Origin of the sequence: Bradyrhizobium sp. sGM-13 (assembly GCF_018398875.1) — a bacterium.
Taxonomy (GTDB): domain Bacteria; phylum Pseudomonadota; class Alphaproteobacteria; order Rhizobiales; family Xanthobacteraceae; genus Bradyrhizobium.
This window is the reverse complement of the sequence record NZ_JAGWDK010000008.1, coordinates 95,072-120,557: the sequence shown is the minus strand read 5'-3', so window position 1 is coordinate 120,557 and position 25,486 is coordinate 95,072. Positions and strand designations below refer to the sequence as shown.

Here is a 25,486-nt window from a genome sequence, read left to right as displayed (position 1 = left end):
GGGCGCGGCCCGAGTCGACACGTCGCGCGCGCGTTTCAGCCGCCACTCGGATGACCGCGCCGCGTGACGGTCATGGAAAGTTGATATTGCTTTGGTTGGAACTTGCGATACCACCTTCCACAACGGTGTGCCCGGCGATAGGGGCAGTGGATGTGCAACATGCCGGTTCGGCACAGCGCGCGACGATGATGGGCAACAAGCCTTTAATAGGGAGCACATTATCTGCTGGACAGTTTTGCCAAGCCTGACTAGCGCGAAGGTCGTCCATGTGTTTTGATGGTCTGCGGAATGAGGTTAAACGATCGACCGACTTGCTAAGCGGGGAGCCATGAAGAGGCGGCAATTCCTTTGCATGACAGGTGCCATGACCTTGCCATTTGCGGCTCGGGCCCAATCGGGATCAGTTGTCAACTATTCCGGGACGGTTACCCTGGCGGCGAAGGATGCCGCCGTTCCTCCCGATCCCATGCCGTCCGATCCGCCAAGCGTGGGCACGATTCCGATGAGCTTCGATGATCCGATGTTCACCAACATGACGGAAACGACGTCGTCATTTAACTTGCAGACGGGTCAGAGTGCGAGCCACAAATCGATCAGGGGACCGGCGTCGGGAGATGCCGCCTCCACCGGTTGGGGCAACAACAACTGGGATTACTGCCGTTGTGACAGCCGGGAGGGATTCCACGTCTGCGGTCCCGGTTACTTCAACGTAACGAATTGCTGGATCCAGGCATTCGGACAGGGTGCCGATCATGCTGACGGTATTCAAGCCTATTCGCCCGGCAGCCGGGGAACGATCAAGGTACGTAACACCAGCATAAGAGTGAACAACACATCAGCCACCGCGGGGATGTTCGTTGCCGATAACTGGACCGGGACCATCGATATTCAGGATTGCATGTTCTGGGGTGGACCTTACGGTCTGCGGCTGCATCCAGATGCAGGCGGCGACAACGACGTTTACCTCAAGAACGTGTACTTTGTCGGCCCATTTGCGTATGGGCCAATCTATTTCAGCGACTATGGGGGCCACGTCAACCGCATCAGAAAGTGGGAGAATGTGCGCAAGGCGACGATTGAGAACGGCGTGTTGAAGCCGGGCTCGCCGATCAAGCCGCCGAAACCCGTCAAGCCATAAGGACGTACGAGTTTGCGGTGGGGTCACAAGCCGAAGTCCGTGCGCTGCCACATCCTGGTCCGCTCTAACCCCCTGAAAGCGGACCTTAAGGTGACCCGAACAGATGCGGCATGCCCCTCTGGCTTGCCCCTAGCCTTGAGCACTCAGGCCCGCCGTTGCCTAGCGGCACAGCGCCTACGCGACCCGAGATGCGGTAGCCTCGGGATATCGCCTCGACCGAAAAACTCCTCCGAGCTTCTCCTGTCGAGGTTTTGATATCGGACGCCCCGACGACCAAGCCCAAATAGTCGCGCCGCGCCTACCCGCCGCGCGCCATGCGCTCCGATCGGGCGGCGGCCTATCTCGACATGAGCGAAACGGCCTCTTTGCGGTTGGTCGAGGAGGGGGCTGATGCCTGAACCCGTCCGGATCAAGGGCGTCGTGACGTGGGACCGATTTCCAACTCGATCCGGCCTACGCGAACTTCAAGGTCGACCAGCAATGCAACAGCAGCCACGAGATATTGGGCATCAAATCGTGACAACACTGACCAAGCGAAAGTACCTCTACCGTAAGCCCGGCTACGTCTACTTCCGCGACCCCCGAACCTCCAAACTCACACCGCTGCCGCTCGACGAAACATCGGACGAATTTGCAATGCAATACGACGCGCTCCCGGCGGCGCTCAAAGCGACGTCTGAAATGGACCTCTTTTTTGGGGCCAACGGCTAAGTTAAAGATCCGCCGCGAACCATGACGAAGACGAGACGGAAGATTGACGCCGCCCTGAACCCGTGGAGGCGGTGCGGGAACAGGCGACTGTGGCCGACCTTGCCCAGCAGTACGGGGTTCATCCAAGCCAAATCTACAGCTGGAAGAAGCAACTGCTGGAGAGCGCAGCGCACGCCGTCGACGGCGGGGTTGGGAGGGACGCTGAAGCCGATCGAGATCGAACAAAAGTTGGAAACCGCCTTTGGGATGTCATTGATTTTGTTGGATATTACGAAATAGAATTCAGTTTTTTCCGAGATTAAAATTTAAAGTTCGTTAATATGGAGAATTGTGGAATTAAATAGTTTTATTGATATTTAAAATCTGGTTATATATGTTTTCGGCGATGAGGACTCAGGTTTCTCATCCTGCGACTTGCCAGCGATGAAGGGCGATACCGGTACTCTGGAGGCTGAAGGCGTTGGCGGGTTATCTGTATTTGCGCGTTCCCGGCCCCCTGCTTGTTGGCTACCAGCAAGAACGAGGTGATTTTTCATTTCTCCACCCAGAACGTCGGAAGTCGTTGCTTCCCAGGCTTGATCTCTTTTCGGGACCATCTGCTGGTTGCGCCGTCTACAAGGGAACAAAATGAATCATTGTCGCATCTCCGGCAGCCAAGTAGCGCGGCGGATCGCATTCGCCACGATCGGCGATGGGAGCAACGTCCGGTTCTGGTCCGGCACTCCTTTCCACATGTCCAAATCGCTCGCGGACCAGGGCAACGATGTTATCCATATCGGTCCGTTGAGCGCACCGATCCTGCCTCTATACAAAGCGTATTCCAGACTTCGCCGTACCTTTCTCAGGCAGAACCTCTCCCCATTCCAGGCGGCGCCTGTCGTTGCACAATACTCAGCGGACGCAGCACGCAAGATCCGCGCCGTATCGCCCGACGTCGTATTCGCACCCGCCGGATCCACCTTCGCCTGGAGGGTGCCCGATGGCGTTCCCCTCGTCTATGCATCCGATGCGACCTTTCGGCTTATTGCGAACTATCATCCCAATTATCGAAACTTGTCACGTGCAGCTCGGGAGACCTCCGAACGCCTGGAACGCGATACAATCGCGCGCGCGGACCTAATCCTCTATCCGTCGAAATGGGCAGCTGAATCTGCCGTTAGGGATTACGGTGCCGATCCTGCGCGGGTGCATGTTGTTCCTTGGGGCGCCAACCTCAGGGAGGCGCCCGGTCGTGACTCTGTGCTCGGACGCCGGAAGCCTGGTCCGTGTCGGATGCTCCTGATCGGCGTCAACTGGAAGGAGAAGGGCGCGGACATCGCTATCGAGACCCTTGCTGAACTGAACAACAGGGGGGTGAAGGCTGAACTCGTGATCTGCGGATGTACTCCGACGGAGCCTGTCGCCCAGGATGGCCTGACGATAATCCCTTACCTCGACAAGAATGATCCTGCACAGCGCAGCCGGCTCGAACAACTCTATCGCGACGCGGATTTCTTTCTGTTGCCGACCCGGGCGGACTGCTTCCCTATCGTGTTGTGCGAAGCGGCAGCCCACGGTGTGCCGAGCGTTGCGCGTGCCACCGGTGGTGTGCCCTATGCTGTTCGCGAGGGGGAGACCGGCGTCCTGGTGCCGCCGAACGCGACGAAGGCGGACTACGCTGACGTCATCGCCGAGATTTTTGCGAACCCCGACCGGCTGGCACGCTTGAAACAATCGAGCCGCGACACTTTCGAGGCCCAGTTGAACTGGCAGGCCTGGGGCCGGCGTGTCTCTGAGCTGATACAAACTCTATGATAGCGCTGAACTATCACGAACTGGTGGAAGCCACGCCTTCGAATGCGTGGTGCCTGACGCATGCAGCGTTCGATGCGCATCTCGCGCTTTGCGGGGAGAGGCTGGTCTCGCCTCAAAGCTTTCTGGAGCATTGCGCCGATCGGAAAGCCAGCCGGACCGATGCGGTCCTGCTCACCTTCGATGATGGATTTCTTTCGGACTACACGCATGTCTATGCTCGTTACGTGACGACCGGTCGGATTCCGGGTTTCATGTCCTTTATCCCAGTTGATTTTGTGGGCTCGCCGGGACGTATGAGCTGGGAAATGATTGAGGAACTTGGCAGGGCCGGCGTTGCGATCGGCTCACATGGTATGGCCCATGTCGATTTGACCAAAGTCTCGGATGTCGAACTCTATCGCGAGCTTACGGTGTCGAAGTCGATGCTGGAGAATCGCCTCGGGCAACAAGTTACTCTTTTCGCCTTCCCATATGGGCGCTTTTCCCGACGGGTTTGGGAGGCGGCTCTGAAAGTGGGCTACACGCACCTCTTTACAATCCATCTTGGGTACCATCGCGGGTTCGAATCCTTTCTCTATTCCCGTCTTTGCCTGACGAACAACATGGATGCGAAGTACATGCGCCAGCACTTGATTGATCCGGATGCGATGCGCGGCTTTGCCTGGAGGATCAGCACAAAACTGGGGCTGTATCGCCAACTGATGCGCTTGCGGTATCGATAACGTCGTGGCCTATGGCGAGAAGAGCCCCGAGCGCCTTGCACAGCGCAACGGCTGCCGCGACCGGATCTGGGAGACCCGTGCCGGGTCGGTCGAACTTCGTATCCCAAAGCTGTGCAGGGGCTCCTATTTTCCGGGCTCAAGCCTACCGATGTTGCCAAGATCTGGATGCCGCAACGGAGATAGCGGTGCAGTTTGAGTGTCTTGGCAGGTCATTAGCGGAATATATTGCGGGCTACACTATAAGCAGTACGCCCCACCCCAGTCTTAAGCCAGAGGTGCAAGCCAGCTTGCGTAAGTGCAACCTGGTGTTTAGACTCACAGCCATATTTACTTTTCAAATAAATCCGTCCACTGGGAGAGAATAAATTGGGACTATAAATAAGTTGCGTTCCTATTACACTGAATTTGGTTTTGGTGGAGTAGCAAGCATTGCGAGCTACCGCCTCACGGGCCGCCCTCGGCGCGTTCGAGTACAGATGCCTGGGGTGAAATTCCCCCTGACAATCAGGATGCAGACCTCAGACCACAGGGTGTTCAGCGACATCTTCCAGCGGCATGAATACCTGTTCAATCCGCCACAGACTCCATCGACCATTGTCGATGCCGGCGCCAACGTCGGCTTCGCCTCGATCTACTTTGCCAATCGATGGCCCAATGCTCGGATCGTGGCAATCGAACCGGACCCCGCGAACTTCGAGGTCCTAGTTGAGAACGGCAAGCCGTATCAGAACATCACTCCGGTTCAGGCCGCCGTCTGGAAGGTGAACGCAAAGCTGGATCTGTTCGACCCCGGAAAGGGCGCATGGGGCTTGCAGACCAAGGTCTCGGCCGATGGGCGCGTGGATGGACTGACGCTTCCGGAGATCATGCGGCGCTATGACATGCCGCAAATCGATGTTCTCAAAATGGACATCGAAGGGGCGGAAAGAGAAGTCTTCGAGGGCTGCGCCGATTGGATTGACCGCATCGGTTCGCTGACCGTAGAGATTCACGATCACTCGAGTCCCGGCGCTTATGCGTCCGTGATGCGGGCCAAGAATCAATTCAAAGAGATATACGATAACGGAGCTAACACTTGGTATATGCTGCGAGAGAAGACGCCGCGTCCGGTATTGCCGCGCGCCTGCAGTGGGCGGATATTGGGCTGAAAATGCAAAGAAGCCCGAGCAGCGCGACGAGAAATCCGCCTAAATCTCCTGCGACCTAGCGCAGTCACCTAACCCGGATATCTCACAGCCCGGTTTGGAATCGTCCGATTTGAGGTCGGAAGGCGCTTGGTGTGGGACGCGGCTTGAGTTGTGGCGTGCCGCGGCGAAGAGGCGTTTTTCAATGCCTATCGATTGCCAGCTCTAATTCCCACCGGTATGCGTGTTGCACGATTGTTGATAGCTCATCATAGCGGGGGATCCAACCGAATGATCTAAGCTGATCACTGTTTGCGACTACCGATGCCAAATCCCCAGTTCGACGCGGGGCGAACCTAACCTTAAAATCAATTCCGGTTACTGCCTTGACGACATCAACAACCTCTCTAACCGAATAGCCTCGACCATATCCGCAATTGACAGTGAAGCTCTCACTCCCTTCTCGCAAACGATTAAGGGCCAGGACATGGGCGTTCGCTAAGTCTGCAACATGGATGTAGTCTCTGACAGCAAATCCGTCGGGTGTAGGGTAGTCATTTCCAAAGATTTCCATGCAAGGTCTTTTCCCAAGAGCTGTTTCAATCGCCACCTTAATGAGATGGGTAGCATTCTTCGTTGATTGACCATTTCGGCCCTTCGGATCAGCGCCAGCCACGTTGAAGTAGCGCAGAATTGCATAACGAACGTTGTGCGCGGCTCCCGTATCCTCGATCATGCACTCGGCCATGTACTTTGACCGGCCATACGGTGATTGGGGACCGACGTTCTGTTCTTCCGAAACAAGAGATTCCGAGCTTTCGTAAACCGCAGCGGTCGAAGAAAAAATGAAATCACTGACGTTTTCGCTTACCGCTGCCGCGAGAAGCGTCCGCGTCTTCACAGCATTCGTCAAGTAATAGCTGAGCGGGTCTTGAAATGAATCCGGAACGACAGTCTTTGCCGCAAAATGCAGAATGGAAGTTATCTTGTTTGTCCTGATCACTCGACAAACCAGGTCAAAGTCGCCGACGTCGCCTACAATAAGTTTAGCGGTGCTTGGGACGGACCAGCGGAAGCCGGTAGAAAGGTCGTCGAGAACAATAACCTGATGTCCCGCATCGAGAAGGGCGAGAACTGTGTGACCCCCAATGTACCCAGCCCCACCTGTGACCAGGCACGTTAACTTAGGTTGCGGATTAAGAGGCCTCGTTCTTGGTTCTTCCATACGGGATCCTTTTTCCAGGTTGAGTTGGCCTGTAGGACAAATTGCGGCCTGCTAGGCGCTGTGCCCCCGCTCTATGTTGTCTCATGATGAGAGACCTATAAGCGCTCATCCGACGTGATCGAAAATCTGTTCAACATTGCCAGTTTAAGAAACCTGAAATGCGCGATAGCTTCCTTGAGTTCTCCTAATCGATTTTTCCCGCTCTGGATCTTGCCAAGGAAACTTTGATAACGACTGTCCAGTGGCTCTTGTTGCGTGTATTCGTCAGTGCCGGTGCCAATCGTGACCGCTGCGCGCGACAAAGCATCCTTTACCTTGCGTCTTAACCCCGATCGCTCGTCTTCCCCTGCGCGCAATGCCGTCGATAGCCTCCATGACAAGGCAAATACGAGCTTTGTCCCGTTCTGCGTTTCGCACCGCGGAACGGACCCAAAATCCTCGCGGACCAAGGGAGCCTCTAAGAAAATTGGGCAAAGCAGGCGGAACATCCGCACGTCTCTTATAATGGAGAATACGCCTAAAATATAATGGAGAATACGCTTAAATCGAGCAAGGTAAATCCTAAACCGGTGTCGCAGCTTTTAATGTCGGTCGTACTGGATTGCGTAATGGCGCCTCCACCCTGAAAGGTGCGGCGCCGGCGGACCCTTGCTGCGGTCCGCCATGCCCTCTACGGCCGTGGGATATGGTAGTTTGTGAAAACTACGGGTGGCGGAAGATCGTGCTGACTATATCGGAAGCGATGGATTCAAGTTCGTAGCCTCGCGGACTTTCTGGTCGAGAAAGGGTAGGCGATACTTCCCCTTACCCAGTGGCCATTTTGATCTTATTCAAGGACAGGGCGCCTTCGACGAATGGGCTGCTGGTGGCCAGGGGTAGAAAAATATTGATACCCAGCTTATTGTTGAGTTAATGGTATTTATTTGGTTTTATTTGAGAAATGGACGAACATTTCTTGACACGCCGCCTCACGCTTTCCACCATCGGCTTGCCCTAGAGGTTGTCTCACGCGGTTCGGGCTAGCCCTCGATGCTGTACTACGTACCACGACGCTCGACGAGTCGCGTGCCGCGTGCGGGAAGCTTTTGTGGATGATCGCGATTGCCCACATGCGACGCCACGCAATCAACCTTTGGTGCTGGATACGCGCGCGAATGCTCGGCGGGCGGGTGAACGGCCGGCAATACTATCGCCTGAACTCTTCCGACCTTGCGCCCTGTGATGGATTGAGCGCGCCTTGGCCGCTTATGCAGGTGAGTTGGACCCCCTGGGTATTCGATGGTCGAGCAGCGGCTTAAGCTTGCCGGTACCCGCGATGGTGTGCCTTGGATCGCTGGCTTGAACGCGTTGGCACGAAAGCACGTTGCCGAGTTTTTTGAAGCGAACTTCGAGGGCTGAACTTCTGACTTGTGCGGGCTGACGTCAAAGCGAATCGGCGTGCATTCCGCAGTTGGATTGGCCGCCTATGGTGGCGCTATTGGCGTCGTTTCCCGCTGCTCTTGACGCGGGGGTGATGCACCTGTTGTACTTTGCATGGGCGACGGTCGCTCGTCAGCCTCGACAGCAAACGAGTAGGTGTCTGGCTATGTCGACCGCTAGCGTCAAACTTGCCGTCATAATCGTCTCATACTGCAATGCCGATGATGTCGATCGTTGCTTGAGGTCGCTCGCTCGTTCGGACTGGGGTAACTTTGAGGTCTTCATTTGCGAAAATGGCGGGGAAGCAGCCTATGGGAGATTGCTGGCTGCGCTCGTAGGACCAGATCGAACGCTGCAACGAACTTCCGATGAAGCGGACGCTCTTGATCAGCCACAGGAGCGACTGGCCTCAGTGACGAAATGCCGATTTCAGAATCGCGCGAATGTCGTCCGAGTTGGGCTCGCGACCGAGAACCTCGGTTACGGAGGCGGCGTCAACGCGTGGCTTAAGCCATTGCTCGGCGTCCCTGGCTGGGGTTCAGTGCTTGTCCTCAATCCCGATACCGAAGTGGAGAGCCGCGGTCTGTCTGAATTAATTGCCAAGTCTGCTGAGGGATTCGGCATGGTTGGCGGAAGCCTGGTCTTCGACGACACCCCCGATAAGATCATCAACTACGGATTGCACTGGTCCCGAATGACAGGCCGTGTCATCGCCGTAGGAAGGAATGCGCCACTTGGCAGTGCACCCTCCGTCGACGACCTTGGTAGGCTCGATGCGGTAAGCGGCGCGTGTGTTCTGGCAACGCGAGCGTTCGTCGAAGACGTCGGTCTGATGGCCGAGGATTATTTTCTTTATATGGAAGATCTGGATTGGGGGCGCCGGCGGGGAAAGCACCGCATTGGCTTTGCGAGCAAAGCTATCATTCGTCATGTTGGGGGAACGACCATCGGCTCGGCCACTGCTCCCGAGAAGCGCTCACACCTCTCGATCTATCTGTCTGCGCGCAACAGCATTGTGTATGCTCGGCGCTTTGCGGGATGGCGCTGGATCTGCCATTTCGGAGTCGGGCTGTTGTTTGCAGCGCGATATGTTCTCAAAAGCTCCGTGTCGGCCGGGAGAGTCGCTTTCGTCGGTTTGCTGGACGGCGCCAAAGGCAAGACAGGGCGGCCGGATACATTCTTCGGGACGCAACAGCGCGGTTGATCGGCGAACCCGGTCGCGGTCGAAGGGGCACACGCGACAATTTGGACTTGTCCGAATGGTGGAGGCCTTCGCCGCACTTCGATTGCCCCTGCAATATCGCCAGCGGCAATTTATTAAAAATCGAATCGACGATGATTTTGGCTGGACGGAATAATCGTCTGAATAATGCTGCCCCGGCCAACTGAACAACGCAGACGAGGTGCCTGACCGCCGGATCGTCCGTTTTCGGCGGCATGGTTCCCTTTTGTCTGGACAATGATTGTCTGGACAATGATATTGTCATGTGGGGTTGATTCGGATGGGGCAGGGGATCCGGCGCACGGCTCAACGTTGCGGTGGCACGAAACGAGCCCAGCTCGAAAATTAAAACCGAGACTGCAGATTTAAAACGCGTTGATCTTATTAAACGCCTTGATGCGAAATTTACTCTGCGCAAGGACCTGCGGGAGGTCGGCGTCTTTTTCACGATCAAATTAACTGCACCGAAATTGCGGCTTCTTACTCTAAGGCCATGGTTGCGGTGCTGAGAACGCCGGATTTATCTTCTTTGTGGCTTTTCTAGCACACACTGAGCCTCTAGCCGAGGCAGCTTGGATTCACCTCGGGTGGGCCGTCATGTCGTCCCAAAAAAGCCTCTACTGACGACCATGACCACTACGGGTGCTACAGAGCCGCATGTGGAGTCTCGCCAAGATGGGCACGTGCCAGGGACAAATCAGAAGCTATCAGGAGAAATAGATGGCTACCATACCTCTGAGCTGGAATGACCCGTTGTTTAGCGACAATACCAATTCCGGCTTTGTCAATATGGTCAATCCGGGGACGCTTTCGAATACGAGTATTACCAAAGCCGGGGGAGCGTCTGTCGCAGTCGGGGTCCGCTACACCGGAAGTGGCTCGTTCACCCTCAACGACGTCCGCATGCAGGGCACGGAAGGCGTGGACATTTTTTCAGGCGGAGATGTATACATCAATAATTCGTACATCGACACAACGGGAGCAGCCGGCGATCACGCGGACGGTATTCAGGTCTATGCTCCCGGCACCAAGGGGAATTTGACCGTTACAAATACGACAATTGTGTCCCACAACCAAAATGCAACCGCTGGGGTGTTCGTTGCAGACGATCGTTTGGGCGGAGATTACACGTTCAATAATGTGGTATTCGACGGCGGCCCGTTTGGTCTGCGAATTAACGCGGATGCGGGAGCCGGTTACACTTACAACGTCGCCCTCAAAGATGTCTATTTCATTCAAGGCTCTTTTGGGTCTGCTCCGTTTCTCATTTACGTTCCGCCCGGATATGAGGGCGCCACATTAAACATCACTCAGTGGGACAATGTGCGCTGGGCAACAATTGTGGATGGTCAGCTCGTCCCGGGCAATCTCATTCCACCCCCTCAGCCGGTGACAGGCGGCGGAACGGGCACGCCTCCGAGCTCGCCAAGCACGCCTCCGGGCGCACCCAGCATTTCCTCCTGGTCGCCCGATTCGGGCAAGACCGGTGACGGGATCACCAATGCGAACAAGATCGACGTGAAGGGCACCGCCGCCGCCAACGCTACGATCACGGTGTATGACAACGGCAACCAGATTGGCACGACAAAGGCCGACGCGAACGGCAGCTGGGACTACATCACTGGCGTCCTGAACAACGCCAAGCATGTGCTGACGGCGACTGCGACCAATTCGAGCGGCCAGACCAGTGCCAAGTCCGGTGCGGTGACCGTGACGGTGGATACGCTGGCGCCGACTGCCCCGACCCTGAGCAGCAACGCCATCGTCAATACCAATCAGGTCAAGCTGTCCGGGACCGCCGAGGCCAACAGCACGGTTACGGTCTACGACGGCACCACGGTCGTCGGAACGGGGACAACAAACTCGACCGGAGCCTGGAGCGTCACGACGAACGCCTTGTCGACCGGCACGCACGCGCTGACGGCCAAGGCTGCGGACGCGGCCGGCAATGTGAGCGCCGCCTCGCAGTCGGTCAGCAGCGTGATTGGTGGGACGTCGCCAACGCCAACTCCGGGTGAGCTAGTCGAGTCGGCTGGTTCGACAAGTCTCGTTGAGAACGGCGGCAAATATTACCTCAACAGCAGCAGCGGATCCGGCCCCACGTTGAAGTATCGCGGTGCGGATTTTGTGGACGGACAAGATGGCACCTGGACGCCGATCGGTGCGGAGAAGACGGCGACGGGCTATCAGGTGGCCTGGAAGGAGGCGAGCACCGGTCAGTACACGGCCTGGAACACCGACAACAACGGCAACTACGTTTCCCATGTCAGCGCCCTGACCGGCTCCGTGTCGGGCGGCCAGGTGTCGGGTACGAACTCTGCCCTTAAGTCGCTCGAAACGAGCTTCCAGCAGGATCTGAATGGCGATGGGACTACGGGCGTCGTAACCAATGCAATCGAGTCCGCTGGGTCAACCAGCCTCATTCAGATTGGTGAAAACTATAAATTCAGCAGTGGTGGCGATTCGGGTCCCACGTTGAGGATGAATGGCACGGCCGTGGTCGAGGGTCAGTTTGGCGGCTGGGCGCCAATCGGAGCGGAGCAAACGGCCACGGGGTATCAAGTTGCCTGGAAGTTCGCAGACAAGGATCAATACGTTGTCTGGAATACTGATAACAGCGGCAACCACGTTTCAGACGTGACAGGCATGTCGGGGTCGGCGTTGCAATCCTTCGAAGCTAGCTTCCAGCAGGATCTGAATGGCGATGGGACCACAGGCACCGTAACCAATACAATTGAGTCCGTTGGGTTAACTAGCCTCATTCAGATCGGCGAGAATTATAGATTCAGCAGTGGCGGCGGGTCGAGTTCCACGTTGAAGATGAACGGCACGGCCGTGGTCGAGGGTCAGTTTGGCGGTTGGGCGCCAATCGGGGCGGAGCAGACGGCCACAGGGTATCAAATTGCCTGGAAGTTCGCAGACAAGGATCAATACGTTGTCTGGAATACTGATAGCAGCGGCAACCACGTTTCAGACGTGACAGGCATGTCGGCGTCGGCGTTGCAATCCTTCGAAGCTAGCTTCCAGCAGGATCTGAATGGCGATGGGACCACAGGCATCGTAACCAATACAATCGAGTCCGTTGGGTTAACTAGCCTCATTCAGATCGGCGAGAATTATATATTCAGCAGTGGCGGCGGGTCGGGTCCCACGTTGAAGATGAACGGCACGGCCGTAGTCGAGGGTCAGTTTGGCGGTTGGGCGCCAATCGGGGCTGAGCAGACGGCAACGGGGTATCAAATTGCCTGGAAGTTCGCAGACAAGGATCAATACGTTGTCTGGAATACTGATAGCAGCGGCAACCACGTTTCAGACGTGACAGGCATGTCGGCGTCGGCGTTGAAGTCCTTCGAAACGAGCTTCAAGCAGGACCTCAATGGCGACGGGGTCATTGGTTCTTCCAGTGCGAGTTTGTCTGTTGGTTTGACCACCATGTACAAGAACTGGAACGACATCGTCACCATCAAGGGCTTCGCCGATGCCAACAGTCAGGTCAAGCTGTACGATGGCAACACGTCGATTGGAAAAGTTACTGCGGCAGCCGATGGTACCTGGTCCTTCCAGACATCGTCGGCCGTGTCCGACACGTTACACACCTATACTGCCAAGCAGATCGATAGCGCTGGCCACGTCGTTGGTACTTCAGGCAGCGCGATTCTTGGCTCGACGGGCAGCAACACGCTGAAGAGCACCTCAGGTAATGATATCCTGGTTGGCGGCGGCCAGTCCGATACTTTCGCGTTTGCCGCAAATTTCGGCCGCGACATCATCAAGGATTTCGCGGCCAGTGGAAGCGCGCAGGACACGATCCAGTTCAGCAAGACGGTGTTCGACAGCTTTGCGAGCGTTCTCTCGCACGCGAGCCAGGTTGGTCAGGATATCGTCATTTCTAGTGGAAGCGATACACTCACACTGAAGAATACCAAGCTGAGTGCGCTGAGTAGTCAGGACTTCCACTTCGCCTGAGCAAGGTTCGTAAAAGGGAGTTGGTATAAATCTGCCTTGGGGATATCACCTCAATAAGGGCATGGTTCAAGGGGCAAGTACCATGACTGGTTTCGCACGGCGGGTGGAAAACCTCCCGTCTGAGAAGTTAGACGAAATAGACGTATCGAATTGGGCGGTATTTGTCGCCGCCTTGGGGATCCTGGCGAAACGTGCGCGCTCGCGCTTGCGCATTTCAGAGTTGATTGGATCGGCAGAGCGTTTGGTCGAAGCGATTCGACAGCGCCTATTCCCGCGATGGCGCTCGACGCGGGACTACGATGAACCGCGATCTGAGATGAAGGCCTTCTTGGGGTCTTGCCGGCGGATTTTTTGGGGCCTGGCAATGTTCAGTGGCCTGAGCAATCTTTTGATGCTCACGGGCTCATTCTTCATGCTCCAGGTCTATGACCGGGTGCTACCCGGACGGAGCATACCGACATTGGTAGCGCTCTTGCTCCTTGCCACAGTGCTCTACGTCTTTCAGGGTGGCCTGGATCTGGTCCGAAATCGAATAAGCGCGCGCATTGGCCGCTACTTCGACGAAACGCTGGGGGCGCGAGTCTTCGATTCGATGGTTCGTCTTCCGCTGAAGACCCGGGGCGACGGCGACGGCATGCAGCCTCTTCGGGATCTTGATCAGGTCCGAAGCTTTCTTTCGGGAGGCGGACCAACTGCGCTGTTTGACCTGCCCTGGATGCCCGTTTATCTCGGCATCTGCTTCCTTTTTCATTTCTGGATCGGCGTGACCGCCCTGATCGGTGGGCTATTGCTGGTCTCCATAACAGTATTGACAGAAACGCGAACGCGCGGCCCGGCAAAGGCATCTGCGCAGTTGGCGGTTTCACGTAGTGCGCTTGCTGCGGAGGGGCGACGAAACGCCGAAGTTCTGCAGGCCATGGGCATGAGGCGGCAGGCTGCGCAGCGTTGGCAGGCCACGAATACCAAGTACCTTGCCGCACACGAGACAACGAGCGATGTGGCGAGCGGACTCGGTGGGCTGTCCAAGGTGTTTCGTTCATTTCTCCAGTCGCTTGTCCTTGCCGTTGGCGCGGTCCTTGTCATCAATCAGGAATCTACGGCCGGCATCATCATTGCTGGATCGATCCTGACGGCGAGGGCACTTGCCCCGGTAGAGACGGCGATCGCCAACTGGAAAGGATTCGTCGCCGCGCGTCAGTCCGGACAACGGCTGGATCAGCTGCTTGAACTTCTGCCCAAGGAGAAGGAGCCGCTCGCGCTGCCGGCGCCGGCCGAAACGTTCGTGGTGGAGCAGCTTTATGTCGCGGCGCCGGATTCAGACAAGCTGATCCTTAATGACGTTTCGTTCCATCTGCGAAAGGGCGAGGCCGTCGGAATCATCGGGCCGAGCGGTGCCGGCAAGTCGACGTTGGCCCGTGCGCTTGTTGGTGTCTGGCCACGGCTTCGTGGCAAGATCAAGCTCGACAACGCTGCGCTGGATCAATGGTCCTCGGAAGCATTGGGTAAACATATCGGCTATCTGCCGCAGGATATCGAACTGTTCGAGGGCAGCATCGCCGTTAATATTGCGCGATTCGATCTAGAAGCCACCCCGGACGCCGTCCTGGAAGCGGCGCGAATTGCAGGCGTGCATGATCTCATCCTTTCATTCCCGGAAGGCTACAGTACCCAGGTTGGTGAGGGCGGAATGTCCTTGTCCGCTGGCCAGCGACAGCGGATCGGGCTTGCGCGTGCCTTCTACGGCAACCCCTTCCTGGTCGTGCTTGATGAGCCGACCTCAAATCTCGATGCAGAGGGGGAGGCAGCGCTGACCGAGGCAATCGTCAACGTGCGTAACCGCGGGGGCATTGTCGTAGTGGTTGCCCATCGTCCAAAAGCGCTTGAAGCCGTCGATCACGTATTGGTAGTGGGCGATGGAAGAGTGCAGTCGTTTGGTCCGAAAGAGGAGGTTCTCAGGACCGTGCTGCGGACACCCGTCCCGCTCAAGGTGGTGGCGGATAGCCAGGGAGGCGGCAGATGGACAGTGCGGTAACCCCGGCGCTGCACTCGATTCAGCGATACATGGTCATCGGGATCATCATGACGACTTTCGTGACGTTTGGAATCGGCGGCTGGGCAGCAACTTCGCAGTTGTCAGGCGCCGTGATCGGACAAGGCGTCGTCGTTGTCGATTCGAGCGTGAAGAAAGTTCAGCACGGCACCGGCGGTATTGTCGGCGAACTGCGGGTGCGGGACGGAGACAAGGTTAGTGCGGGTGACATACTAATTCGTCTCGATGAAACACAGACACTGGCTAACGCGACGATCGTCACCAAGAGCCTCGACGAACTGCTCGCTCGCCAGGCTCGCCTCGAAGCGGAACGGGACAGCGTCGACGAGATCGCATTTCCGAAGGCGCTGCTGGAAAGGATGAAAGACAGCCGTTCCGAAGCCGGGCGCGCCATCGCTGCCGAACGGGCGTTATTTGACCTTCGCGGCCAGGCCCGGAACGGGCAGAAGTCGCAGCTCAAGGAGCGACGAGCGCAGCTACAGGACGAAATCAAGGGCTATACAGGACAAGCCGAGGCCAAGCAGAAGGAAGTCAATTTCATCCTTGGGGAACTGGAGGGAGTTCGCGGCCTCTGGCAGAAGAATCTCGTGCCGATTGCTCGCCTCAACGCGCTGGAGCGCGACAGCGCTCGTCTGGAGGGCGAGCGTAGTCAACTGGCCGGGATGATCGCGCAGGCAAAGGGCAAAATCGCCGAGGTCGAACTTCAGATCATTCAAATCGATCAGGATCTGCGAACCGAGGTTGGCAAGGACTTGATAGAAACCCGCTCAAAGCTGTCCGAACTTGCTGAGCGCAAGATCGCTGCCGTGGACCAACTCAATCGCATCGACATTCGAGCACCCCAGTCCGGCCGAGTTCATCAGCTTGCGGTCCATACTGTCGGAGGCGTGATCGCCCCGGGCGAGCAGATCATGCTCATCGTGCCGGATGCCGACGCCCTCGCAGTTGAGGTCAAGATTGCTCCCCGAGAAATTGATCAGGTCTATGTTGGTCAATCGGCGACGCTTCGGTTTGCGGCCTTCGATCAGAAGACGACTCCCGAAATAGACGGGGAAGTCGCCGTGGTCTCCGCGGACCTCACACAGGAGCAGCGAACGGGCGCGAGCTATTATACAGCTCGCGTGCTGCTCAAGCCCGAGGAACTGGCAAAGCTCGGTTCGTCCAAGCTGATGCCAGGCATGCCGGTCGAGGTCTTTATCAAGACGCAGTCGAGAACCGCACTGTCCTACCTGATCAAGCCCTTGCGGGATCAAGCGCAGCACGCGCTAAAGGAGCGCTGATGAGCCTCGGGTGCGTGAGCACTCGGGGCGGTATATCGGCGAGCACCGGGCTTGCGACGAGCCCCTTGCAAATGCGCTTGACGCCCGAGGGAGTGAGTTAGCGGAAACGAGCCACAAGGCCGGACAGGTTTCGCACCTTGGTTCGGAGGCTTGACCGTGAGCTTCTGAGCTACTGGAGATTGGACGAGCTGATCCTGGCGACACGGACCCACGTCCTCGCCAATCGCGGCAAATCCCTTGCGTGTGCGCGGACCGCCCATTTCAGGGATAGAACAACCAAGAGCATATCGGCTTAATCTGGCATGTACGTTGCCGAGAGAGCTCCGGCCCCACGCGCCTTGAGAGCGCCATTATTCCTGAGCATCACTTCCTCAGTGGCCTGAGAGCAGCTTTTCCATCGCTGTCAGCCACTCCGACTTGCCGCTGTATGCGTTTCGGAAGAGCCGGCATGTGCTGCTGGGTGTCGTGCGGCGTTTGCAGCGCCTCGCCGTTGGCGAACGCGATCCGCTCGTCGAATTTCAGGGACCAGGACAATGACCACTCTCTATGCGATTCCGCGATTACTCGAGGAATTGGGCCGCCATATTTTGGGGGTCGGGAAGTGATCGGCGTCGGCGAACCTGCGCCTTGGTTCTTGGCAGCGAAGGATGCCGGTGAGATAGTTCACTTCGATGAACTTGGCGGCCGCTATCTTGTGCTGTTCTTCTTCGGCCATGCGACCCCACCCGTTGTCGAAGCGTTGGCCCAGATTGAACACTGCCCGCTTTTCGACGGAGATCGCGCGCTCTGTGTCGCGGTAGGCAACCGCCCCGAGGATTTTAGCGAAGGCGCTTTGCCGCAAAGTCGTGCGGGGCATCTCTATCTGTTGGATGGGCAGGGCCATGGCACGCTGCGTTACGGGCTAACCTCGCCGGTGCGACCGGTAGCGTTCGTCCTCAGCCCGGCAATGCAGGTCATTGACGTCGTAGCGCTGAACGATCCCAGCCTCTTTGCCGCCCATATCCGCTCGACGCTGACATCGCTATTGACGAACAACGACGGGGAAAGCAATGCGCCGGTCCTGATCGTGCCGCTGGTTTTCGACCGTCCGTTGTGCGAGCGCCTGATCAATCTCTACGACGAAACGGGTGGGCGCGAAATCGGTGCCATCGAGCGCAAGGGCGAGGCGCTCAAGCGCTTCAATCCGGAATTCCGCAAGCGGTTGGACTATTACATCGCGGATGAGCCGGCGGTCATCCGTTGCAGAGAGTTGCTGGCGACCCGCCTGTTGCCATTGGTTTTCCGAGCCTTTCAATTCGAAACCACGCGCATCGAGCGTTGGCTCGTTGGCTGCTATGATGCGAGGACCGGTGGCTATTTTCGGCCACACCGAGACAATACCGCAGCAATCAATGCGCATCGTCGTTTCGCGCTGACCATTAACCTCAATGACGGTTACGGCGGCGGCGATCTAGTCTTCCCCGAATATGGCCGCAAGATTTATCGCGCAGCGATTGGTGAGGCCATCGTATTTTCGTGTTCCTTGCTGCACGAGGTCACGCCGGTCACGCTCAATCGTCGCTATGCTTTTCTGTCGTTCTTGTACGATGAGGCGGGGGAGAAAATGCGTATTGAATCGTCAGCAAATCTTGACCGTATCCGGCTTGCTTGAGAAAAGCGAGACCGTCCTCGAGCGCACCAATCCGGCGGAGCAGGTCGAGAAGGGACAAGCCAAGTGTAGCGGCGCATTGATAGGCCGCGGCAGGGACCCCCGGTCGGCCGTTGTGCGCTTCATACCCGCGCTGCCTGCGCGCGCTTCTTTCGAAGCCTTGCGACGACGCTTCCAGAGCGTGTGATGTCGATCGATAAAGAGGGCGGGCGTCAGTTCGTCATCTGGGCGATCGAGCAAATCGCACCTTTTCGAAGGCGCTGCTCGACCGGATCAAGGAGAATAATTCCGAGGCGAGCCGAGCGATCTTGGCGAGCAGCGCGATGAAATCCAACACGGTCGACGCTACACTATTCCACCGGCCTCGTGGATCGACGTAACCGGTGCAACCCCATTTTTCGTACGGCTATCGAAGTCCTCAATGTGTTGCTTTATCTCCCTGATGTGCTGTTTGCTCGAAGCACCGAAAACGATCGATTGGATTTTTTTCTGTCGACAAACGTACTCGATGGCTTCGCGCGGCGAAATCGCACCGGAAGCTAAAACAGACATTGCCACGGGCCTGAATCTGCGCGAGGCAATTTCCTCTTCGTAAAGCTTGATGCCTCCGCACATTCGAAAACCAATCTTGTTTATGTTGGCGCACACGATTGGATTCGGTATCCCTAGTTCCTCAAGAACATCAAGGAGATGCGGCAAGTTCATTGTTATGAAGCCTGGTTCCGCGTTGTAGCGCTCGCGCACGTGGTCGGCAAAAATGCGAAACGCGTCCTTGACCCCCATCCCAAGCAATAGGTCGGTAACCACGTTCTGGAGAAAGATAACCGGCGTTCTCAGCCCGCTGAACATTTTCATCTCAGCATCAATCAAGAGCCGCGCCATGCCCTCCACGTCTCTCGTCGCCACCGATACGCCACCCCGCACCAGCGCAGAAAGGGCGCCTTCCGTGGGCAGAAAGCGCTTCAATGCATCGATCATTCCGTGCTCTGTCACGGCATTCGCGTACTTGTGGGCGTATGGCATGCAGGGATAAAACTCGAGCTTCGAATATCGCTCCGGGTGCAAACGGACGTGCGCGCAGATCTCACCGACTCGATCATGCGTGGTACACATGAAGACGTGGATACCGCTGTCATAGGCGGCGTCCAACAAATCAATGATTTCCCGGAGATCCCCGAAGCGCATGGCCTGTGCCCGCGCTTTTTCTTCGGACATGTGATTGATACCGAAGAACTGATTGTCGCCAAATAGTATTCGCTCCATCGGATCCTCCGCCCTCGGAAGGGCATTCCTAGGTCAGTGCAGCCTTCACCGAGGACAGGAAGCCTCCTGAGCGGCTCCGGCTCTGATCTGGGATCGTGAGGCTAGAATCCACTCGGCGCTTCGCGTCTCCGGCATTTTGCAACATCGCGGAAACCACACGATCCGTTTGCGCCGCAGATGCGAAGGACGAGATATTCTCCCGGCGACCGTCCACGATGCATCGGAAGAAGTGGTCGAGCTGCGCAGAGTACTCCTCGCCCCGCAGGTAATACCAAACATCATTATGAAAATCGGTTGTGTAACGAACGTCCCAACCTTCTTTTGCCACAACAGCGCTCCCTGCCGCGGCTCGAAGAAATGTCTTCACTTCCTGACGGTCGACGATCATACGGCCATTCGTGCCCCAGAGTGTGACCTGCGTTGACATTCTGCGAAGGCTGTCATCGCTCCAATTGGCGGCAATCATGCCCGTCATGCCATCGGCAAAATGCATCGTCGCGTAGACTTCGTCGTCCACATCCCGGGAAAAGACTCTGTTGAGCACAGTTCCGCTCACGGCGTTGGGCGTGCCAACGAGATAATTCACGATATCGATTGCATGGCACGCGTAGTCATAGAGGCAGCCCCCGCCCTCGCTGCCCTTCGTCCGCCACGTCGCCCCTTTGGGCCGCAACACCACCGGGCCATAGGCTTCGACCCTGACGTGATGAAGTCGGCCAAGCGCCTGCGCATCGAGTAGACGCTTGGCTTCGTTAAACGATCCGACGAATCGGTAGTGATATCCGACTTGATTGACGACACCCTTCCGGTCGGCCAGCTCAGCCAACTCAAGTCCCTCGGCCGCATCGAGACAAAATGGCTTTTCGCAGAACACGTGCAGATTTCTGCGGAGAGCCTCACGGACTATTTCGCTATGAAATCGGGAAGGCGTCGCAATGATAACCGCATCGAGCGACTTCTGGTCGAGCAATTGTCGATAATCGGAAAAGACCTCGATGCCTGTATATTTGTGCAGGACGCTGCACAAGTAGCTGGCGGTGTCGCAAACTCCGATCAGCTTAGCCGCAGGATGCGTGTTGACAATTGCAAGATGGGAGAGGCCCATTTTGCCCAGCCCGATCAGCCCAACGTTAACCATGGAGGTCTCCTCAATACAGAGAGCGGCTCTCAATTGACCAAAAAATGTCGCACCCGCATCAGAAACGGCTCCGGCGCAAAATCCGCGAAATTCGCGCCGGCAGCAGATGCGCTTTTCAGCGCCCTATCGATCGCAGAATCGAGTTCGTCATCCGACATGGCAGCAAAAACGCCTGGCCTGTCGCGAAGCCACTTGATGGTGTGGAGCTGATGGTCAGTCGTGTGCTCCCGATTCGCTGCGAGCCGCGGCAGCATCACGATCGGCTTGTGCATTTCAGCGGCGACGAAGTAGCTCCCCATTCCGGCATGGGCGACCACAACCGCCGCATCGCGGACTGCTTCCTGAAACTTGCTCGGCGAAAGCATTCGTGTGCAGCGCATGTGGCTTGGCCGATAAGTGCCACCGCCAATCTGGGCCAGAACCTCACAATCGGCGTGCGCCAGCGCCCATTTATCCATGCAAAGGATCAGGCGATCGAAGGCCATCATCGAGCCAACAGTCACAAAGATCATAGGACTGCTCCCCAACAATCGGGGCCGCTTGTCCGCTGTAAATGTGGCCACTGGGTCAGCCACACATCGCTGAAACGTTTCGCCCGCGCTCCCGATCCGGATATTTGTTCACAATTGGCGATGCTATCGATCCACATCGTTCTGGATCGCAACAGGCATTTCGCAAGCGCCAGGGCGATCATGCCAGGAGCCGACCCCGTCGTGACGACTACATGCGGACGCTCACGCAGGAGGATAAATGTCAGCTGAGCGACCAAAATCGCCAACCCAATTCGGTCCCAGCGTGTCACGTCGCGGATGGCATAGAAGCGATGACCCGGAACCTCCTCGGCATACGCTGAATGAACACTTGCAAATGCAACCTCCAATCCTGCGAATGCGGGTCGTAGCCGGCGCATTTGAATCCAGTGGCCCCCTCCAGACGCTACGACTAGTACTTTGTTGGACACGATGGCACTCCAGCCTGGACATCGAACCGCACGATCACTACCGATTTTCCGCACGCACATGTCGGCTCGCCTCCCGAACTGCACGGATTGGAAAATCCTCCGAAAACATGTGCAACGCGACGTGAGCAGAAATCGATGCTTCGGGCAGTCAATTAATTGGACGCTACGTTAAAACAACTTGGAGTTATATTAAAACCGAGAATAAAGTCAATTTAAATGTTTTTGATTAAATAAGTTGATCTGAGCGAGACTAGTTCGACCGGGACGCCCAGCCGAGCCGTTTTGCGGACAGATCGTAAGCAGCCTTGTGACCGCAGTTGCAGCAAGATGGATGATCTGCAGATGCGGATTGGTCCGGGGCGGCTTCGCCGGTGCGTCGGCAGCTCACGCTTGGTTAGGAAACCAGAGCTAGTGGCCTTCAGCATAGGGTCCACTTCACAGCGCTGTCGTACCGGGTCAAGCCATTGCTGGATCGGGCCGGGCGCGCCTTTAGGGAGCGCTGAGATCCGCGAACTAGGGGGAATGGGGTAATGGGGACAGTTCCTCGATCATAACGCGGGTGGCCCACCCGCTCGCTAAGGCTCGATCATCGATGTTGAGGCTTTTGTCCTGCCGAACCGCGTTGGTCCGGCCGGCCGATGATCTGGCCTGAGATCAGGCTCATTGCGCGTCGCTCAGAGATAGCCGAACCAAAAGTAGTGCGGAATCATGCTCTACTAAATCCTCGGTGTCGGAGGCGCGACGCTTTGCGCGGCATCCCAATTTTATTTATATTAATTTATAATACAAGCTTGGCCAATGGTGCAAACAATTATTGTTTAAATGTCGGATTTTATTGATTTTGAGGAGCTTCAACCTAAATGACGGATTAGTTGAGGGGAGAGGTTGTGTGGGACGGGCGGGCCCTTCTGCTTCGCGCAGCCGTGCCATCCGGTCAAGCCATTTGCAGAATACCTCGTGAGACTGTTCACGTGCTGCAATTGTATTCTGACGCGATTGGTCGTGAGATAAACGTAAGCATCCGCCCAAGGCCGCGGGAGACTCTGATCCGAACTCCAGGCCGGCCGTGCAATGATGTGTGGACGGCGTATTTTCCGCGATTGACGGCCGGTTCATTGCGCACGTTCCACCAGAATCCCCAAGGCGGCGATAAACACCGCCCATCTCGAGACCTCGATGTGGTCAAAACTCTCAGGCGAGGGGATTTCCCCTCGCCGCCCGAAATCAGTCAACCGAGGATTAGACCCAGCATGACTGTATTGGCAACAGCATCTCCCAATGGGCTATGGAATATATCGTAGCGCCGTTGGCTTAAGCCCATGAAACTCATGCCTGTTGATGTGTTTATCAAAACCCAATCAAGAACCGCGCTTTCCTACCTTATCAAGCCCTTGCGGGATCAAGCGCAGCGCGCGCTAAAGGAGCGCTGAACGCTCCGCCCAGCTGCCCCCTCGTCGGATAACTGGGTAACAGCAGTGTTCTCGATGACGACGCAGGTAAGCCGTCCTGTTGCGTAGGCTCCCGTGTCGATATTGATCCGGTTCAGCCGCAGATCGGGCTCGTCCACCGGTGTATGGCCGTGCACCACCAATCGTTCGAACGGCTGTTCCCAGTTGAGAAAATCGTCACGGATCCAGAGCAGATCATCCTCGGTCTGCTCGTGGATTGGAACGCCGGGGCGAACGCCGGCATGGACAAAGAGAAAATCGCCACAGCTAAACGTCAAGTCGAGCGATTGCAGAAAATCGAGATGCTCTCGCGGAACAACTTCCGCGAACTCGGTCGCCAGCGTGGTCTGTTCGTCTCGATCAGGATTGATGCTCGGTCTGAGACCATAAGAGAGCAGGGTTTCGAGACCGCCGTACTGTCGCCACTCATCCAAGCTGCGTGGATCGGTGATGAAACGCGGCAGGAATGTTTCATGGTTTCCGCGAAGGAAGATTGCTTCGTGAGACTGTTGCCATCGTAGCAGCAGATCGAGCACATTTCGCGAGTCGGGTCCTCGGTCGATATAGTCACCGACAAAGACGGCAATTGGGCGGGGGACCGGACGCTCTTTGCAATCGGCATCGATGGCCGCTAACAGGCTTTCCAGAAGATCGGAGCGGCCGTGTATGTCGCCCACTGCATATATTCGGATACCCTCGGGGAGTGCCGCGCGCGTTCGGCTACCCTGGCCAAGCGCGCTGGCCGAGACGTCAGCCTTCGACATGGATTGCGCGCGTCGCGAACCCCAAGCTCGGCCCGTCGGCGCCGAGACGTGGGCGGCCGCAAGGCGGTGAATGTAAGAGCGCCATAACGCCCACCTGCGAATTCGTGTCGGTTCGGAACTACGGGGTAGAGGCGGTCTTGACCTTCCGTTTAGGAGACCGGCCACCACGTCCTTTTGCTGTCGTGCCGTTTGCTCGCACCCGAGTTCGCCGCCGGAATCAGGCGTCATGTGATCGCTTTTGTCGTTTGCAAAGTAGCGTCCACTAAGCACATCCATTCGCCTATGATGGAGCGTCATTGCTGCGATTGAAACGAGTAGAACCACTTCCAAGCCAATAATGACAAGGAGCTCTTCGACCATAAATAAGCGAGCTTTTAATTTAAATGCCGATATAATATATTTAACTGTAACCTGCCGAGAAAGCGCTTACAATATAATATCTCAATTAAGTTGGAAAGGTATTTAACGTGGTTCGCTTTGTTCGACCGGGTCACTTGGGATGGCAAGGCTCCTGGAGTCCGGTCAGGTAGTGTGCAAGGTACCGCGTAACACGATCCATATGCTGCGCCTGTATTCCGACGCGATAGGTCGCGAGATACATGTTGACCGGCAAAGGATCGCCGAGAAGCTCGCCCCGTTGGCTGCGAAGTTGTTGCAATCCACGAACGTCGAAGCCGTAGAACTATTTTCCTTGGGAAGTCCGGGATTTGAAAAGCATCTCTAAGAAGGCTACCGCGCGTTCGAAAACGTTGGCCGGCTTAAGGACATGCAGGAAGCGGATTCTTCTGACAGGTTCACCAGGGCCATGAAGCCGAGCGCAACGCTGCAACTTCGCCATTCCCATGACATGTCAGAACGCGTAGTTTCAGGTCGAGATCGCATTCATGCGTAGGCGGAGAGCGCAGAAGCCCAATGGACTCAAAGATTGATCATCGAATCACCGAAGAGCAGGCTGACGAATGGTTGGCGCTCTGCCGGCGCTTTTTTCAACTTCTTGCAGCTCGCAAGAAGCGACAGTTCAATCGAAGAGTGCCTATCGGGGATTTGCTTTCCGAGCGCCATGACAACGCTGCCGCTTATGGGTTCGGAGAGGGCACGACGATGTATGATAATGTGCTCGTTCTGAGCGACGTCATGGTTGGTCGAAATACTTGGATCGGCCCGGGCTGCATTCTGGATGGATCGGGTGGGGGTCTCGAGATCGGCGATTGGTGCTCCATTTCCGCGGGTGTTCAGATCTACACGCACAACACTGTGAATCGCTCGACATCGCTTGGAGCGAAGCCGATCGACTACTTGCCAACAAAAATCGGTCACGGGGTCTACATCGGCCCAAATGCCGTCATTCAGATGGGGGTCACGGTAGGAGACAGAGCGGTGATCGGCGCAAACTCGCTGGTCAATCGGGATATTCCCCCAGGGGCTAAGGCTTTCGGCTCTCCCGCACGACTTTACGGCATTGAAGCATCCCAGCCGAAATCCGAACGGCCGGACGAGTGAACTAACTCTTCAATGTTTGGCAGCAATCTGTCGATCTGACTTGCCGTTCCGCAGCGAGGCATCATCGGAGCCGCGCGATCGAGGACCAAGTCCAAGTCGCCGAGGCTCCGGTG

The 25,486-nt window shown here is 56.6% G+C and carries 19 protein-coding genes and 1 pseudogene; 13 read left to right on the top strand and 7 right to left on the bottom strand.

The window, feature by feature from the left end; all coding sequences use genetic code 11:
- Window positions 1–364: 364 nt before the first annotated feature.
- The 7 genes and pseudogenes from KJQ96_RS14290 (at window position 365) to KJQ96_RS14260 (ending at window position 5,513) form a co-directional block, all read left to right on the top strand.
- Complete coding sequence (locus KJQ96_RS14290) at window positions 365–1,138, top strand: hypothetical protein (protein WP_213287224.1); 774 nt, start codon at window positions 365–367, stop codon at window positions 1,136–1,138.
- A gap of 390 nt (window positions 1,139–1,528) precedes the next feature.
- Window positions 1,529–1,849, top strand: a complete 321-nt coding sequence (locus tag KJQ96_RS14285; protein ID WP_213287223.1) for a hypothetical protein — start codon at window positions 1,529–1,531, stop codon at window positions 1,847–1,849.
- 62 nt (window positions 1,850–1,911) lie between these two features.
- Window positions 1,912–2,151, top strand: coding sequence for a transposase (locus KJQ96_RS14280; RefSeq protein WP_309142409.1), 240 nt, complete (start codon window positions 1,912–1,914; stop codon window positions 2,149–2,151).
- A gap of 430 nt (window positions 2,152–2,581) precedes the next feature.
- Window positions 2,582–3,643, top strand: coding sequence for a glycosyltransferase family 4 protein (locus KJQ96_RS14275; RefSeq protein ID WP_249734054.1), 1,062 nt, complete (start codon window positions 2,582–2,584; stop codon window positions 3,641–3,643).
- A complete protein-coding gene (locus tag KJQ96_RS14270; protein WP_213287221.1) occupies window positions 3,640–4,365 on the top strand; it encodes a polysaccharide deacetylase family protein in 726 nt (241 codons plus the stop codon). The genes KJQ96_RS14275 and KJQ96_RS14270 overlap by 4 nt, the downstream gene beginning before the upstream one ends.
- A gap of 10 nt (window positions 4,366–4,375) precedes the next feature.
- Window positions 4,376–4,498 (top strand): annotated as a pseudogene (locus KJQ96_RS14265) (transposase); the annotation flags it as partial.
- A gap of 397 nt (window positions 4,499–4,895) precedes the next feature.
- Window positions 4,896–5,513, top strand: a complete 618-nt coding sequence (locus tag KJQ96_RS14260) for an FkbM family methyltransferase (RefSeq protein ID WP_213287220.1) — start codon at window positions 4,896–4,898, stop codon at window positions 5,511–5,513.
- A gap of 178 nt (window positions 5,514–5,691) precedes the next feature.
- On the opposite strand, the gene galE is transcribed toward KJQ96_RS14260, so the two are convergent.
- Both galE and KJQ96_RS14250 read right to left on the bottom strand, forming a co-directional pair.
- Entirely contained in the window at window positions 5,692–6,714 is a 1,023-nt protein-coding gene (galE, locus tag KJQ96_RS14255) for a UDP-glucose 4-epimerase GalE (RefSeq protein ID WP_213287219.1), read from the bottom strand.
- Window positions 6,715–6,809: 95 nt separating this feature from the next.
- A complete protein-coding gene (locus tag KJQ96_RS14250) occupies window positions 6,810–7,202 on the bottom strand; it encodes a hypothetical protein (RefSeq protein ID WP_249734053.1) in 393 nt (130 codons plus the stop codon).
- Between the two features lie 1,097 nt (window positions 7,203–8,299).
- On the opposite strand from KJQ96_RS14250, the gene KJQ96_RS14245 reads away from it, so the two are divergent.
- From KJQ96_RS14245 to KJQ96_RS14225, 5 genes are all read left to right on the top strand, one after another.
- Complete coding sequence (locus KJQ96_RS14245; RefSeq protein ID WP_213287218.1) at window positions 8,300–9,337, top strand: glycosyltransferase family 2 protein; 1,038 nt, start codon at window positions 8,300–8,302, stop codon at window positions 9,335–9,337.
- A gap of 738 nt (window positions 9,338–10,075) precedes the next feature.
- Window positions 10,076–13,321, top strand: a complete 3,246-nt coding sequence (locus tag KJQ96_RS14240; RefSeq protein ID WP_213287217.1) for an Ig-like domain-containing protein — start codon at window positions 10,076–10,078, stop codon at window positions 13,319–13,321.
- Window positions 13,322–13,637: 316 nt separating this feature from the next.
- Window positions 13,638–15,353 carry a type I secretion system permease/ATPase gene (locus KJQ96_RS14235; RefSeq protein WP_213287363.1) on the top strand — a complete coding sequence of 572 codons (1,716 nt, stop codon included), beginning with the start codon at window positions 13,638–13,640 and terminating at the stop codon, window positions 15,351–15,353.
- Window positions 15,338–16,651: an HlyD family type I secretion periplasmic adaptor subunit gene (locus tag KJQ96_RS14230; RefSeq protein ID WP_213287216.1), complete on the top strand. Its 1,314-nt coding sequence runs from the start codon at window positions 15,338–15,340 to the stop codon at window positions 16,649–16,651. Before KJQ96_RS14235 ends, KJQ96_RS14230 begins: the two co-directional genes overlap by 16 nt.
- A gap of 601 nt (window positions 16,652–17,252) precedes the next feature.
- Window positions 17,253–18,302 (top strand): 2OG-Fe(II) oxygenase, encoded by a 1,050-nt coding sequence (locus KJQ96_RS14225; RefSeq protein ID WP_213287215.1) that lies wholly within the window; start codon window positions 17,253–17,255, stop codon window positions 18,300–18,302.
- Window positions 18,303–18,644: 342 nt separating this feature from the next.
- Here KJQ96_RS14225 and KJQ96_RS14220 read toward each other — a convergent pair whose 3' ends face one another.
- From KJQ96_RS14220 to KJQ96_RS14200, 5 genes are all read right to left on the bottom strand, one after another.
- The gene (locus KJQ96_RS14220; protein WP_213287214.1) at window positions 18,645–19,562 is read right to left on the bottom strand and encodes a hypothetical protein; all 918 of its coding nucleotides are present in this window, start codon (window positions 19,560–19,562) and stop codon (window positions 18,645–18,647) included.
- Window positions 19,563–19,590: 28 nt separating this feature from the next.
- Entirely contained in the window at window positions 19,591–20,700 is a 1,110-nt protein-coding gene (locus KJQ96_RS14215; RefSeq protein ID WP_213287213.1) for a Gfo/Idh/MocA family protein, read from the bottom strand.
- Between the two features lie 29 nt (window positions 20,701–20,729).
- On the bottom strand, window positions 20,730–21,212 hold the full coding sequence (locus KJQ96_RS14210) for a glycosyltransferase (RefSeq protein ID WP_213287212.1): 483 nt from the start codon (window positions 21,210–21,212) through the stop codon (window positions 20,730–20,732).
- Window positions 21,209–21,610: a UDP-N-acetylglucosamine--LPS N-acetylglucosamine transferase gene (locus tag KJQ96_RS42005; protein WP_375293170.1), complete on the bottom strand. Its 402-nt coding sequence runs from the start codon at window positions 21,608–21,610 to the stop codon at window positions 21,209–21,211. Before KJQ96_RS42005 ends, KJQ96_RS14210 begins: the two co-directional genes overlap by 4 nt.
- 1,450 nt (window positions 21,611–23,060) lie before the next feature.
- Window positions 23,061–23,873 carry a metallophosphoesterase family protein gene (locus KJQ96_RS14200; protein WP_213287210.1) on the bottom strand — a complete coding sequence of 271 codons (813 nt, stop codon included), beginning with the start codon at window positions 23,871–23,873 and terminating at the stop codon, window positions 23,061–23,063.
- A gap of 912 nt (window positions 23,874–24,785) precedes the next feature.
- On the opposite strand from KJQ96_RS14200, the gene KJQ96_RS14195 reads away from it, so the two are divergent.
- Window positions 24,786–25,373 carry a DapH/DapD/GlmU-related protein gene (locus tag KJQ96_RS14195; RefSeq protein WP_213287209.1) on the top strand — a complete coding sequence of 196 codons (588 nt, stop codon included), beginning with the start codon at window positions 24,786–24,788 and terminating at the stop codon, window positions 25,371–25,373.
- Window positions 25,374–25,486 lie beyond the last annotated feature (113 nt).

Excerpts from the sequence above, each read along its gene's own strand:
- KJQ96_RS14290 (WP_213287224.1), top strand. The coding sequence starts at position 365 with ATGACCTTGCCATTTGCGGCTCGGGCCCAATCGGGATCAGTTGTCAAC.
- galE (WP_213287219.1), bottom strand. The coding sequence starts at position 6,714 with ATGGAAGAACCAAGAACGAGGCCTCTTAATCCGCAACCTAAGTTAACG.
- KJQ96_RS14235 (WP_213287363.1), top strand. The coding sequence starts at position 13,638 with ATGAAGGCCTTCTTGGGGTCTTGCCGGCGGATTTTTTGGGGCCTGGCA.
- KJQ96_RS42005 (WP_375293170.1), bottom strand. The coding sequence starts at position 21,610 with ATGCGCCGGCTACGACCCGCATTCGCAGGATTGGAGGTTGCATTTGCA.
- KJQ96_RS14230 (WP_213287216.1), top strand. The coding sequence starts at position 15,338 with ATGGACAGTGCGGTAACCCCGGCGCTGCACTCGATTCAGCGATACATG.
- KJQ96_RS14270 (WP_213287221.1), top strand. The coding sequence starts at position 3,640 with ATGATAGCGCTGAACTATCACGAACTGGTGGAAGCCACGCCTTCGAAT.
- KJQ96_RS14210 (WP_213287212.1), bottom strand. The coding sequence starts at position 21,212 with ATGATCTTTGTGACTGTTGGCTCGATGATGGCCTTCGATCGCCTGATC.
- KJQ96_RS14275 (WP_249734054.1), top strand. The coding sequence starts at position 2,582 with ATGTCCAAATCGCTCGCGGACCAGGGCAACGATGTTATCCATATCGGT.
- KJQ96_RS14240 (WP_213287217.1), top strand. The coding sequence starts at position 10,076 with ATGGCTACCATACCTCTGAGCTGGAATGACCCGTTGTTTAGCGACAAT.
- KJQ96_RS14200 (WP_213287210.1), bottom strand. The coding sequence starts at position 23,873 with ATGTCGAAGGCTGACGTCTCGGCCAGCGCGCTTGGCCAGGGTAGCCGA.
- KJQ96_RS14245 (WP_213287218.1), top strand. The coding sequence starts at position 8,300 with ATGTCGACCGCTAGCGTCAAACTTGCCGTCATAATCGTCTCATACTGC.
- KJQ96_RS14250 (WP_249734053.1), bottom strand. The coding sequence starts at position 7,202 with ATGTTCCGCCTGCTTTGCCCAATTTTCTTAGAGGCTCCCTTGGTCCGC.
- KJQ96_RS14215 (WP_213287213.1), bottom strand. The coding sequence starts at position 20,700 with ATGGTTAACGTTGGGCTGATCGGGCTGGGCAAAATGGGCCTCTCCCAT.
- KJQ96_RS14285 (WP_213287223.1), top strand. The coding sequence starts at position 1,529 with ATGCCTGAACCCGTCCGGATCAAGGGCGTCGTGACGTGGGACCGATTT.
- KJQ96_RS14195 (WP_213287209.1), top strand. The coding sequence starts at position 24,786 with ATGGACTCAAAGATTGATCATCGAATCACCGAAGAGCAGGCTGACGAA.
- KJQ96_RS14220 (WP_213287214.1), bottom strand. The coding sequence starts at position 19,562 with ATGGAGCGAATACTATTTGGCGACAATCAGTTCTTCGGTATCAATCAC.